We start from the raw sequence: 13,487 nt of genomic DNA on the forward strand, positions 1-13,487 counted from the left end.
AGTAGCATAGATGAGTTCAGTAAAGGCTGTATCAGAAACGCAAATGTTAAACGCTGTAAAAGCCGCGCAAAAAAAGGCTTACGCACCTTATTCAGAGTTTCCAGTGGGCGCGGCTATTGTTGGCCCAAATGGCGAAATTTTTAGTGGCTGTAACGTGGAAAATGCCTCGTATCCTGAGGGCAATTGTGCAGAAACAAGCGCAATCGCGGCCATGGTAATGGCGGGCGTAACCCAAATTAATCAAATTTACGTGATCGGTAACGGCGAAGGCTTAGTTTCCCCGTGCGGTGGGTGCCGGCAACGAATTCGTGAATTCGCAAACGCAAACACCACGATTCATATTTGCGGCCCCGAGGGTGTGCGCGCCGTAATGACGATGCAAGAATTGTTGCCTCACTCGTTCGGCCCTGAGCAATTATTACCGAGTAAGGAATAAAGGCATGCAGGATCCTAAATCAGCTTTGGCGGCCAAAGCATTCTCGCTACTCGATTTAACTAGCCTTACTGACCAAGAAAGTGCCGATGATATTGCCGCATTAGTTAATAATGCCAGTTGGCGCGATGCCCATGGCAAACGCATTGAAGTAGCTGCTTTATGTATTTTCCCGCGGTTTTTACCGCTGGCTCGCAAGTTGCTTGATGAACAAGATCTATATTCCGTCCGATTAGCAACGGTAACGAACTTTCCGCATGGGAGCGACGATATTGATATCGCGGTAAAAGAAACCCGTGCTGCCATTGCCTATGGGGCCGATGAAGTAGATGTGGTGTTTCCCTACCGAGCACTCATCGCTGGTGATGCAAAAACACCGTTACTATTGGTTCAGGCGTGTAAAGCTGCATGTGGGAACCATGCGCAATTAAAAGTGATTATTGAAACCGGCGAGCTTAAAACTCCGGATTTGATAAAGCAGGCAAGTGAAATTGCTATCGCGGGTGGCGCTGATTTTATTAAAACATCGACGGGTAAAGTAGCCGAAAACGCCACTCCAGCAGCGGCTAAAGTTATGATTTCGGTGATTCAGGCGCACATTGAAAAGCAACGTGCTAGCAAAAGCGCAGCGCACGCTATTCACGCAATTGGCTTTAAGCCCGCCGGCGGTATTCGAAATTTGGACGATGCGCTCGTTTACATGCAGGCAGCCGAGAACGTGCTGGGTGCAGAAGGCATACACCCGAGCCGTTTTCGTTTAGGTGCAAGCTCGGTACGCGCAAATTTAGTGGCCACTTTGGAAGGTGGTCAAGAACACACGGCATCAGGAGGATACTGAGATGTTGCCCCAAGAGATTATTAAAGCAAAACGCGATGGTAAAACCCTTACTCGCGAACAAATTGCCTTTTTCGTAAAAGGTATTTCCAACGGAAACGTTACCGATGGCCAAGTAGCCGCATTTGCGATGTCGGTTTATTTTAACGGTATGGCGATGCCTGAGCGGGTAGCGCTTACTGAAGAGATGATGAATTCCGGTACGGTGCTCAACTGGGATTCTTTTAATCTAGGCGGCCCCATCGTTGATAAACACTCAACCGGTGGTGTAAGTGATTCGGTGAGCCTAATGCTCGGTCCGATGGTAGCAGCTTGTGGTGGTTATGTGCCGATGATTGCTGGCCGTGGCTTAGGCCATACGGGCGGTACCTTGGATAAGTTCGAAAGTATTCCGGGTTATAATATTCAGCCGGATCTTGCTGATTTTCAACGTATTGTGAAAGATGTTGGTGTTGCCATTATTGGCCAAACCGCAGATTTAGCGCCAGCTGATAAGCGTTTCTACAGCATTCGCGATGTTACCGCTACGGTAGATTCCATTCCATTAATCACTGCTTCAATTCTTTCTAAGAAGCTTTCTGCCGGGCTTGAAGCCCTTGCTATGGATGTGAAAACCGGCAACGGCGCGTTTATGACCAGCCTAGAAGATTCGCGTGCACTCGCGAGCAGCATTGTTGCCGTAGCAAATGGTGCAGGCGTGCGCACATCAGCTACAATTACGGATATGAACGAAGCACTTGGCGATACCGCCGGTAACGCTACGGAAATGCGGGAAGCGATTGAATACCTCACAGGCGTGCGCCGCAACCCGCGCTTGCATCAAGTAACCATGACATTAGCGATACAAATGTTGTTGCTCAGTGGCATTGCAGCAAGCAAAGAAGAAGCGAAAGCAAAACTGAATGATGTTCTCGATTCTGGCCGGGCAGCGGAAATTTTTGGAAAGATGGTACATGCATTGGGTGGCCCCAGTGATTTCCTAGAAAATTGGCAAGGTTATTTACCAAAAGCACCGGTAGTTATGCCAGTTTACGCCGATTCTCCTGGCTACATCGCTGAAGTGTCCACACGTGATTTAGGCCTAGTGGTTGTGAGCCTGGGCGGCGGGCGTACAAACCCAGCTGACAACATTGATCATGCAGTAGGCTTAAGTGAACTTGCGCCAATTGGTACCTTTGTGGATAACAATCGTCCAATTGCTATGATTCACGCTCGCGATGAAGTAAGTGCGATAGCCGCGTCGGTTGAGTTGAAAGCTTCGATTGGCTTAAGCGAAACTTTGCCTGAGCTTGATCCTGTTGTTTATGAGACACTTACTGCAGATGATGCGTAAGGAGTAACCTATGGCTCGTGCAATTATTCTCATGCTTGATTCCTTTGGCGTTGGCGCTTCTGCCGATGCCGAAGATTTTGGTGATGTGGGCGCAAATACATTTGGCCACATTGCCGAAGCCTGCGCAGCAGGAAAAGCAGATGTTGAACGGCAAGGGCCATTGAAGTTACCTAACTTAGAGAAACTTGGCTTAGGGTTGTTAGCCGAAGAAAGCGGCGGCGAGCGCCCTGCAGGCTTTGCTTTTGCTGGCCCTTGCCCATCCTTATATGGCTACGCCCAAGAATTAAGCCGAGGCAAAGATACGCCGAGCGGCCACTGGGAAATAGCCGGTGTACCCGTGTTATTCGATTGGCATTATTTTCCTACTACAGTGCCTACGTTCCCTGCTGATTTCATTAATGAAATCATTCAAGAAGCCGATTTACCGGGTATTTTGGGTGATTGCCATGCTTCCGGTACAGAAATCATCGCCCGCCTTGGTGCTGAGCACATGGCTACCGGTAAACCTATTTTTTACACCTCAGCGGATAGCGTGCTACAGATCGCAGCCCATGAAGAAACCTTTGGTGTAGAGCGTTTGCTCACACTTTGCGAACTCGCGCGAGAAAAGCTCGATGCCCATGGTTTGCGCGTAGGCCGTGTTATTGCTCGCCCCTTCGCGGGAACCCGTGCAGAGAACTTCAAACGAACCGGAAATCGGCGCGATTATTCGGTATTGCCACCCGCTCCTACTGTGCTCGATAAACTCGTAGATGCTGGCGGCGAAGTAATTAGTATTGGCAAAATTGCCGATATTTATGCACATCAGGGTATTACCCAAAAGGTTAAAGCGAGCGGCAACAACGCTATCTTCGATGCCACACTTGAGGCAATTGAAACAGCGCCAGAGCAAAGTATTATTTTTCCGAATTTCGTAGATTTTGATATGGAATATGGCCATCGCAGAAATGTAGCCGGGTATGCGAAAGCACTAGAAGATTTTGATAAACGCCTACCGGAATTAATTGCGGCCTTAAAGCCCGGCGATAGAGTGTTTATTGCAGCAGATCATGGCTGTGATCCTACATGGCCTGGAAGCGATCACACACGTGAATACATTCCTGTAATTTGCTTTGGCCCAGATTTAACCATACCCGAAAGTGGCGGCAACATAGGCCGGCGCGCAAGTTTTGCCGATATTGGCCAAAGCATAGCGAGCCACCTAGGGTTACCAGCTACTGAATATGGTGAAAGTTTCTTACCACGCCAGTAGCTGCCTCTTCTCTATTTTTTATATTGCTCAAACCATGCTAGCGCGTGCTCGATTTTCATGATCATGCGCGAAGGCCGGCTTGATACCCCGTGGTAAGCGCCTGGCACACGCACAAGCGCCGTATCCACGCCTTGAAGCTTAAGCGCTTGATAGAACTGTTGGCTATCCGATAATGGTGTACGGCGGTCGCTCTCACCGACAAACATCATTGTTGGCGTGGTTACATTTTCTACTAACGAAAGTGGCGAGCGCTGCCAGTAATGCTCAAGTTCTTCCCACGGCATGCCCGGAAATTGATTGGCAATTTGGCCTAAATAGCTATCCGCTGTCAGCACTTTCGATACCCAATTTATAACTGGGTTAGTAGCAACCGCTGCATTAAATCTATCGGTTAAACCCACAGCATAAGCGGTAGCAATACCACCCGCTGAGCCGCCCGTAATAAATAAGTTCTGCTCATCAATAAAGCCTTTGGCGATCATGGCATCCACACCCGACATGTGGTCAGCAAAATCATCCGGTGATGAATATTTGCCATCGAGCAGCATAGCGAAATCTTTGCCATAAGAACTACTACCACGATAGTTGTTATAGAAAACTACGTAGCCCGCCGCCGCATAACGCTGCAGCTCTGCCGCAAAATACGGCCCGTACGCTAAGTGTGGACCACCGTGAATTTCTACCAATAACGGATATTCTTTTTCTGGGTCAAAACCTGGAGGAGTAATATACCAACCCTGAATTTCGGTGTTATCAATGCTCGAGTTATAGGTAATCTCGTGCACTTCACCAAGCTCGCGTTGGCTAAATAAATCTTCGTTCAAGCGGGTAAGCACTTGTGCATTACCGCCTTGCCATACACCCACATTGCCGAGCTGATGTGCGTTGCCGTGCGTAAATGCAACAACACCATCGCCAGAGGCGCTAAACATGCCGCCCAAGTATGGCCGACCATTGCTACCAGTGCCAACATCGCTGGTTAAATCGCTGATTCGGCCACCACGCGCTGATACTCGCGCAAGCTTTAATCGGCCACGATCGGCATATTGAAATACAAGCGTGTTGCCATTCAACCACGCAGGCGATTCAACGGAGCGATCAAAATCAGATAAAAGCTCGGTGATTTCTTTGTTACGCCAATTCATAACCTGCAATTTTGCGTTCCGGTATGGTTCGCGTGCCCCAGAGCTATGCAAAAATGCAAGGCTACGGCCATCCGGTGAAAACACCGGCTCGGATTGCCGGCCGCTCGTATTCGTAAGTTCAGTTAAGCGGCCGTTGGCCAATTCTACTTGGTAGAGGTTGGCTTCTAGTGATTGATATTCCCAATCATCTCGGCGGTTTGCCGAAAACACAATGGCACTGCTATCAGGAAGCCAAGCTAAGGTTCCGCCGTGATTATAATCACCCGAAGTAAGTTGGCGAGCGGCCCCGCCTTCTGCGCTTACAACAAAAATATGGCGGTAGGCACTTTCTAAAAAGCCACGGCCATCGGCTTGGTAATATGCACGCTCTGAAATAATCGCTTGCTCCGACCAACGCGCGCCATCTGGACGCTTCGGCCGATAAACACTACGAGCAAATTCAGTAGCTGGCGCTAACACTTCCATACTGAATGCTAAGTGCTTGCCGTTAGGCGACCAAGTTAGGTTTCCGGGGCCATTGCGAAGATCTGAAACTCGTGCAGTTTTGTTTTCTGCTAACCAATGCACATGTATTTGGTTGCTTCCCGATTGGTTCGAAATAAACGCAATACGTTTACCGTCCGGCGACCACCGCGGGCTACTGTATTGATGTTCATCAGCAAACAATGGCGTTTGCTCACCGCTCTTCACGTTCACTAGCCACAAACTACGGCGGGTAGAATCTTGCATGATATCGTTGCTATGGCGAACATAAACAACATGCTCCCCATTTGGGCTTACTTGCACATCGTTGGCGTATTCGAGCGCAAAAATATCCTCAGCTGCAAAGTTCTGCGAGTTAGATTCTTGTGCGTGTGCAGTTGAGAGCGCAGGGCTCAGCAAAAGCGCGAACATCAACAGTGAAGTTAAAATTAATCGTGAACGCATAGTGTGTTCCTCTATTCTTCTTTTTAGTTTCGGTTTTTTGCTTCTTAGGCCGCCAATAGAACCACAGGTTGTAAAGCTACAGATTAGCGCAGTACGCTCTGCAAAAACTTACTGATATCTTGTAGTTGTTCAGCACATACCTGATGCGCCATTGGGTATGTTTGATAAGTTACGGCATACCCATGTTCTTCCAGCCATGCTTTTGCTTGTGTACCAAGCTGAGCTGGCACTACCGGATCTTGGCTACCGTGTTGCACTAAAAACGGTGTTGTTTTCTGCGCTTCACTGGTTTTCACTGAAGCCTGCGTTGCAAGGTACGTAGAAAGGCACATGACACCCGCAAGTTTCTTCTGGAAGCTAAGCGCTGCTTCATACGCTACTGCACCACCTTGCGAGAAACCAGCCAACACAATACGCTCCGCAGGAATACCACGCTCAATTTCACGTTCAATCAAGGCTACTGTTTGCGCTGCTGATGCGCGCAACTGCGTTTCATCAACGTTCCGATTTATCGACATTTCTAAAATATCGTACCAAGCTGGCATTTGCATACCGCCATTAATGGTTACCGGAATTCGAGGCGCGTGCGGAAATACAAATCGCGCGTGCACGCCTTCAGCAAATTGAATGTGCGGCACGATAGGCTCAAAATCATGGCCATCTGCACCAAGGCCATGAAGCCAGATAATTGCAGCATTTGCGGGTTGTTTTGGTTCAACTTCTACACACGGTAATAAACTCATTCTAAATCCTGTTTCTAAAAAATTTACCTACATACGTACTACAGCAGCTCAGTTGGAATCTCTAGGTCACTATTTAAAAGCGTTTTGTGTACTGGGCATTTGTTGGCAATATCAAGCAAGCGTTGGCGCTGTTCATCAGAAAGGTTGCCTTCAAGTTTAATTCTGCGTGATATCGATTCCGCGCCCTTCTCACCTTTTTCATGCTGCAGATCAACGGTAACTTTTTCCAAAGGCCACTCTTTTCGCGCCGCATACATACGCAGGGTCATTGATGTACAAGCTCCAAGCCCTGCAAGAACCATCTCCATCGGCGCTGGGCCCTCATCGGCACCGCCCAAACTTTCTGGTTCGTCGGCCAGCCAACGGTGGTTATAAGTAGTTACCTGATTCGTGTAAGGTGCCATTTTTTCTTCTACACGCACACACCCTTCGTTCACTTCTTTACTCATAATGCTCTCCGCGCATGCCCCCCAATGGAGCCTGATGCTTTATAAAAAAGCCCCGGAAAAACCGAGGCTTTGATAATACATTATTTCAATCGTAATGTGAGGCTTCTAAGCACTTTGCCAAAAATCACTCAGCTGAGTAGATTTTCACCCATTCGGTAAGCAAGCGCACACCATAACCCGTAGCGCCTTCAGGGTGAATACCACTCGCACTTGGAATCAGCGCGTTTCCTGCCATATCAATATGCACCCAAGGCGTATCACCGGCAAAATGCTGCAAGAATAGAGCACCGGCCTGTGCACCAGGAGAACCTGTATTCCGGCGATCAGCGATACGGCTGCTGGTTACATTGCGGTAAGGGCCTAGCGGCAACTGCCATACCAATTCGCTGGTATTCTCACCTGCAGTTCGTAAAGTACGAATAATGTCTTCTTGCTCACTGAAGATCGCTGAATATTCGGTGCCTAATGCACCTACTTTAGCACCTGTTAAGGTAGCAATATCGGCAATTACACGTGGGTTGAAATGCTCACGAGCATACCAAATACCATCGGCCAAAATTAAGCGCCCTTCAGCATCAGTGTTTGCTACTTCAATGGTTGAACCATCACCTGCGGTAACCACATCGCCAGGTAACTGCGCTTCACCGGAAATTAAGTTATGCGATAACGGAGCTACTGCTACAACGTTAATCGGAGCACGCTCCGCAGCTAATGCAGCCACAGTTCCTACAACCGCAGCAGCACCGGCTTTATCCGTGGTCATAGCAAGAATGGAAGCAGATGACGTTTTTAAGTTATAGCCACCCGTATCAAACGTATTGCCTTTACCTACCAAAGCGATAGGCTGATCATCGCTACCTTTCCAATGAGCCACCAGTAAATGTGCTTTATGTTGGCTGCCTTGGCTTACACCGTAAAGCGAACCCATACCTAATTCACGTACTTGCTCCGGGCCAAGAATGGTAACTTCAATACCAAGCGGTTCTAACGCTGCGCGCGCCATTTCCGCGAAAGCTGCAGGGTAGCCAGTACTTCCTGGTAAATTTACCAATTCACGCGCTAAAAACACACCATTGGCTAAGCCTTGCAAATCCGCATAATACGCTTCGGCAGCGCTATTGCTTACCACAAGCCATTCATAGCTTTGGCTTGGACGCGGTTCTGGCTCACTTTTAAACCGATCAAAGCGGTAGTTACGTAAATCAACGCCATGCGCAATACTTGCACTGATTCGCCCGTTTTCAGCCACATCACTCACAAGGCTTGTATCAACATGAACGGTTGCCGCTTTGGTGCTATTTACATGGTTAGCCAAAGCTGCCCCAATCTCTTCCGCTTCGATACGCGTCAGATCGCTTGGTGTGCCAACACCTACCAGCACTAACCGGTCAACCGATAAGCCCATTGGTGCAATTACTTCTAACTGCTGTTTCGCAGCGCCTGTGAACTCACGCACCTGCATCGCACGATTAATCTGTGCTGCCGTTTCATTGCTCCAACCGCTCAAGCTTAACTCTTGGGTATCAGCAGGCACTAGCACTACTAATGTTTCTGCGCTCGAGCTCAAGCGCTCGCTAAAATTAACTTTTGTTTCTAGGTACTCTGCAGAGGCGGTCATCGATACCGACATCAATACGATAACCGCTACTAACCAGCGTGAAATCTTCATAAAGAAATTCCTATTTAGCAATAAAATCGGGCTTTAGGGTGCAAAAAAAACGGCTTTTGCGCAAGCAAAAGCCGACCAATTGTAAGAATAACCAGATACATTGTGCTGGTTGTTTCTACCAGTTCTATTCCGCTATGGCAGCTCGCCTTCCCGAACCGGCCGATTAAAATAGTAGCCTTGGAAAATATCGCAACCCTGTTTTATCAACGCATGAAACTGCGCTTCGGTTTCAACACCCTCGGCGACCACAATTAACCCGAGCGTATGCCCGAGAGAAATAATACTTTGAGTTAACTGAGCTTGGGCGAGCCCTGAGTTTTCGTGGTCTGTATTAGTAGATACAAACGAACGGTCGATTTTCAACTGATCCAAAGGCAAACGCTGCAGGTAACTCAAGTTCGAGTAGCCGGTACCAAAATCATCCAACGCAAAACGCACACCGATGTTTCGCAGCTGCTGCATTTTCACAATAACGGCTTCGGTGTTCCCTAGTAACATGGATTCGGTAATTTCAAGAATCAGCTTATTCGGCGGCGCGCCGGTTTCGTTCAAACAGCGGCTCACTTCTTCGACGAAGTTATCGGCCTTTAACTGCTTCACTGATACATTCACCGACATTGTCCAATCCGCGCGTTCGGGATGATCGGCCCACTCCAACAGCTTCTCGCAAGCCGTGCGCAGCACCCAATTTCCAAGCAGAATAATATCGCCCGATTGCTCCGCGATATAGATAAAGTTTGCGGGATTAATCATACCTTTCGTTGGATGAAACCAGCGCACAAGTGCTTCAACACCCACGCAGGTTTTTTGACAATTCACCTTCGTTTGGTAAAACAGTTCTAATTCATTATTGATAATGCCACGATGTAAATCGCGTTGTAGCTCGAGCCTACTATTTAACCGCGCCTCTAAATCCGCATCGAAAAACACGCTGGTGTTCCGGCCTGAATCTTTTGCTTCGTACATCGCTTGGTCAGCCTGCTGCAAAACACGCTCAATACTCTCGGAGTGAGGCCCTACTAAGGTTACACCAATGCTCGCCGTTAGCAGATATGAATCATTGCCAAGCTGCAAAGGGTTCTGCATCTGCACATTTAGTTGAGTGATGAACTCATTACATTTTTGAATCGCTGTGGCTTCAACATTTCCTAGATTCGTTAAAAGAATCACAAATTCATCGGCCGACATGTGTGCCACTGTGTCGTCTTCACCCACTAAGTTCGCCAAACGCTGAGCAACGATTAACAGCGCCCGATCGCCTTCCTCATGCCCTAAGCTATCGTTGAGAATTTTAAAGTTATCTAAATCAATCGATAATGCCGCTGAGTAAGAATCACTGTATCGAGCATCCCAAATACTTTCATGCAAACGCTTTTGCAAGAGCGTGCGATTCGGTAAATGTGTTAACACATCATAGTGCGCAAGCTCTTCTATTTGCTCTTGCGTTTCTCTGCGTTCAGTAACATCTAACATTACGCCATGCCAAATCTTCCCAGCGTCATCAACTTCACCAGGTTGAGATTCAATACTTACCCACTTAATTATATTGTTAATAATAAAGCGCCCCTCCCATCTGAGGGGCTGATTATTCGCCACGGCTTCTTCTTCTGCCGTTACAAAGCTCTCAATATCTTCGGGATGAGTAAGCTCAACGATATATGTAAGTGCATCAGATAACGGCACCGTAGCTGGAACCGCGAACAAATCGCGGGCACGCTGGCTTAAATATATAAATTCGCGCTCACCCTCGGCATTAACCTGAATTTGATAGACGCCCGCAGGGGTTAGCGCTGTTAATCTGCCGTATTGCTCTAAACTCTGAACTAAAGCCTCTTGTTTGCTACTAATTTCCTGCTCGGCTGTTTGCAAATAAAACTTCGCCCGCCGCGCCGCATACCATAATGCTAAAAACGCCGCGAATAGAACCGCGAAAGGAATAATTAAGGTATATAGCCAATCATAAATAACAGTTGAACGGCTGCGCATCGCGATAACTGTTAACTGATATTCGGGCAAAGGTTTCATATAAGCATACGCTTGCTCAATACTAGAATCGCTCAGCCGCTTTCTTTGATACTGATATACCCCTTCAGGCTGACCCATCAATTGTTGTAACTCTGGTGAGATTTGTGCGCGGTATAGGTTTGCTAGGGAATCAATGGTGTGTTCAAGCGTTAATGGATGCAAATAAGCAAGGTGATTGTCGGGCCGTACCAGCGATACTTGAATCCCAGTTGGAATAACGATGTTTGTCCACAAGGGCAAGCCTCGCTCAAGCTCCACTCCCATCGCCATATACCCAAGTAGATCGCCATCATCGTCGAAGATCGGCGCTCGTATCGGCACAACCCAATTATCAAAAAACTCAAAGAAATATGGCCGCCCAATGTGAAACTGAGGCCGTGCTACAAAGTTAGCAAAATCTCCTGCTGCTAATTCAGTTTCAAGCAGCGAAGGAAGCGGTTCATCAACGGGCGCGAAATCGGTTACCCAAAATTCACCATCGGGCGTGATAAAAGCTAACCCGGCTACACCCTCTTGGCGATTGGTAATGCGTTGCAGTTGTTTCTGCGCTTGCTCGCGATCAGCAAACAGATTGTTGTAAACTAAATCGTTTCCAACCGTACTTAGAAACAATTCAGTGCTCGCAAAATATGATTTCACGCCTTGCTCGAGCATTTCCCCAGAGTGTTGCAATTCATGATGGTTCATAGATACCGCACGGTTCCACAAACCCACACAAATCACTAGGAAAAAGCAAACTAAAGCCCACGCAGCAACATTGATAACTGCGCGTAAGGAACCAATATATGAATGTGCTACTGAAGTATGCTCAGTAGCCATAGGCGGCTCAGAACCTTGTTGCTTTGGTTTATTCACACTCAAATACGTTTCTCAGAATTATCGCGATGGTGCTCCAATTTAACTAGTTAATAACATTTAAGCAATCAATCTTAACAACCCGTTACAAATTAGATTTATTCCGCGCAATGCTGGACATACACCGGGAAATTCCCTAAAATCCACGCCTGCTTGAAAAGCACCAAACATGCGCCCGTAGCTCAGCTGGATAGAGCGCTGCCCTCCGGAGGCAGAGGTCAATCGTATAATTGGTGTTTACGCTAGAAGTCAAAATTTGAAAATGCGCCCGTAGCTCAGCTGGATAGAGCGCCGCCCTCCGGAGGCGGAGGTCAGAGGTTCGAATCCTCTCGGGCGCGCCATCAAAGGCTTTAATCAAATCTCTTCAATTTAATAATTCGAACCAACCCTTACCTCCAAAAGCACCAAGTTGACCTTCGTCCAAAACTCTATTTTTTGCTCTATTATTTCATTGGGACCGTGATGGGACCATTCTGGGACCAGTAAACTCACACCAGATTGTTAAAGTTAAAAACTTGACCTTAAGCCCAAACTTACGTTTTTTAACCATTATTATATTTAAAGCTCGATGTTTTTGCAGACCAGTTCTCTTGCGTTCGCTTTGATACGGTGGCTAATGTAACCACACATGTCTCTCTTAAGCTTTACATAATGAATTTCCACGGTTCTAACGCACTACTGTTTTAAATGAAGGAAATCTCTTAATCGAGTGATCGCCGTGTTCTCCGTGAGAATCCTTGAGGTGCGGCCAAATCCATCTTCAAGCTGAGCATGGTTAATTTTGCCGATAGCATCAATTACCAAAGAGCATTGCTCATCGCCGTGTATGCAAAAGTGCAAATCTTGATGAGAACTTACCGTCGCCCTGATGACCCCTTTAATTGATAATGAACCGCTCCCTTCTACCCAAACCGTATACTCGCCTCTCTTAAGAGAAACTACCTGTCGAGGGCGAGCATAAGAAAATTTGTGCAGGAAGTTAGTTCTCTGCGGCTCAAGCCTCAAACCAAATGTATTATCAGAGAATTTCTCGAAATGAGGAGCATCGACAGGTATTGCAGTCCATACACCCGTTCTTGGGTTTCTCGCAAAGCTTCCACTTGAGCGACTAAATTCAAACCTAGTGGGCAACTTCCCTTTTGAAAAATCGTACGTACAACAAAAAGGGCGGGTGTGAGATACAAATGAAGCCCACCTAATAATGTGGTCTCCTGCATTCGCGTTAAAGGCAACTTTTTCGGTCTCTTTATATTCGACTATCTTCGTTTCGAGCCCCCGCTCACCCATAACGTGAATAGAATAGATATCAGGTGGGAGAGCTGTTTCAACTTGACCGTAATTAAGTTTTTGTCGTACTGCTTTTGGTACTCTCCAAATAAGGTCAGAACTATCATTCCAAAAGTCAGGTGTATGGTTGTTCTTTAGAAGCTCCACAAAGGCTCTAAAATTTACGCCTTTCTCGCTAAAATCAACACCACTCTTTATAAAAATGAAAGCCGCCTCTCCGCTGAAAGAAGCGTATTCGATTTCAGTGAAAGACTTACCACTGTCGATATCAATTGAACCATACTTTTCACCTATGATGCCTATATAGATATCGGCGGTAGCCACTTCAGTTACGCAGACCTGTAATGGTTTTTCGGTTCGTGCACCAAACTCTTCCATGCCTATGATTTCAAGATTATCAAACTCTTCTTTTAAAGCCTTGGCAATAGCTTGTCTCTCTTTCTTTAAATCGAGAAAGGTAGAGCTCAAAAATACTTTTTTCATACACAACAGCCATCTTTTTACTTTGAGTTAAAAATTCGAATGAATCACTGC

10 protein-coding genes and 1 tRNA gene are annotated in these 13,487 nt (G+C 47.1%); 5 read left to right on the top strand and 6 right to left on the bottom strand.

What is annotated here, in order from left to right:
• Window positions 1-10: 10 nt before the first annotated feature.
• The 4 genes from cdd to CWE13_RS07255 are packed head-to-tail and all read left to right on the top strand — an operon-like array spanning window position 11 to window position 3,853.
• A complete protein-coding gene (gene cdd / locus CWE13_RS07240; protein ID WP_126807236.1) occupies window positions 11-436 on the top strand; it encodes a cytidine deaminase in 426 nt (141 codons plus the stop codon).
• 4 nt (window positions 437-440) lie between these two features.
• Window positions 441-1,271 (top strand): deoxyribose-phosphate aldolase, encoded by an 831-nt coding sequence (gene deoC, locus CWE13_RS07245; RefSeq protein WP_126807238.1) that lies wholly within the window; start codon window positions 441-443, stop codon window positions 1,269-1,271.
• A gap of 1 nt (window position 1,272) precedes the next feature.
• On the top strand, window positions 1,273-2,601 hold the full coding sequence (gene deoA / locus CWE13_RS07250; protein ID WP_126807240.1) for a thymidine phosphorylase: 1,329 nt from the start codon (window positions 1,273-1,275) through the stop codon (window positions 2,599-2,601).
• Window positions 2,602-2,611: 10 nt separating this feature from the next.
• A complete protein-coding gene (locus CWE13_RS07255; protein WP_126807242.1) occupies window positions 2,612-3,853 on the top strand; it encodes a phosphopentomutase in 1,242 nt (413 codons plus the stop codon).
• A gap of 11 nt (window positions 3,854-3,864) precedes the next feature.
• Here the strand turns inward: CWE13_RS07255 and CWE13_RS07260 are convergent, their stop codons facing one another.
• The 5 genes from CWE13_RS07260 to CWE13_RS07280 form a co-directional block, all read right to left on the bottom strand.
• Window positions 3,865-5,925, bottom strand: coding sequence for a S9 family peptidase (locus CWE13_RS07260; RefSeq protein ID WP_126807243.1), 2,061 nt, complete (start codon window positions 5,923-5,925; stop codon window positions 3,865-3,867).
• A gap of 83 nt (window positions 5,926-6,008) precedes the next feature.
• Window positions 6,009-6,668: an alpha/beta hydrolase gene (locus CWE13_RS07265; protein ID WP_126807245.1), complete on the bottom strand. Its 660-nt coding sequence runs from the start codon at window positions 6,666-6,668 to the stop codon at window positions 6,009-6,011.
• Between the two features lie 38 nt (window positions 6,669-6,706).
• Window positions 6,707-7,117 carry an OsmC family protein gene (locus CWE13_RS07270; protein ID WP_126807247.1) on the bottom strand — a complete coding sequence of 137 codons (411 nt, stop codon included), beginning with the start codon at window positions 7,115-7,117 and terminating at the stop codon, window positions 6,707-6,709.
• Between the two features lie 124 nt (window positions 7,118-7,241).
• Window positions 7,242-8,786 (bottom strand): leucyl aminopeptidase family protein, encoded by a 1,545-nt coding sequence (locus tag CWE13_RS07275; RefSeq protein WP_126807248.1) that lies wholly within the window; start codon window positions 8,784-8,786, stop codon window positions 7,242-7,244.
• A 132-nt stretch (window positions 8,787-8,918) separates the two neighbouring features.
• Window positions 8,919-11,666, bottom strand: coding sequence for a bifunctional diguanylate cyclase/phosphodiesterase (locus CWE13_RS07280; RefSeq protein ID WP_126807250.1), 2,748 nt, complete (start codon window positions 11,664-11,666; stop codon window positions 8,919-8,921).
• 264 nt (window positions 11,667-11,930) lie between these two features.
• On the opposite strand from CWE13_RS07280, the gene CWE13_RS07285 reads away from it, so the two are divergent.
• A tRNA-Arg gene (locus CWE13_RS07285) sits at window positions 11,931-12,007 on the top strand.
• A 334-nt stretch (window positions 12,008-12,341) separates the two neighbouring features.
• On the opposite strand, the gene CWE13_RS07290 is transcribed toward CWE13_RS07285, so the two are convergent.
• Window positions 12,342-13,436, bottom strand: a complete 1,095-nt coding sequence (locus CWE13_RS07290) for a DUF4062 domain-containing protein (protein WP_126807252.1) — start codon at window positions 13,434-13,436, stop codon at window positions 12,342-12,344.
• Window positions 13,437-13,487 lie beyond the last annotated feature (51 nt).

The organism is Aliidiomarina shirensis (genome assembly GCF_003987345.1).
GTDB classification, from domain to species: Bacteria; Pseudomonadota; Gammaproteobacteria; order Enterobacterales; family Alteromonadaceae; genus Aliidiomarina; species Aliidiomarina shirensis.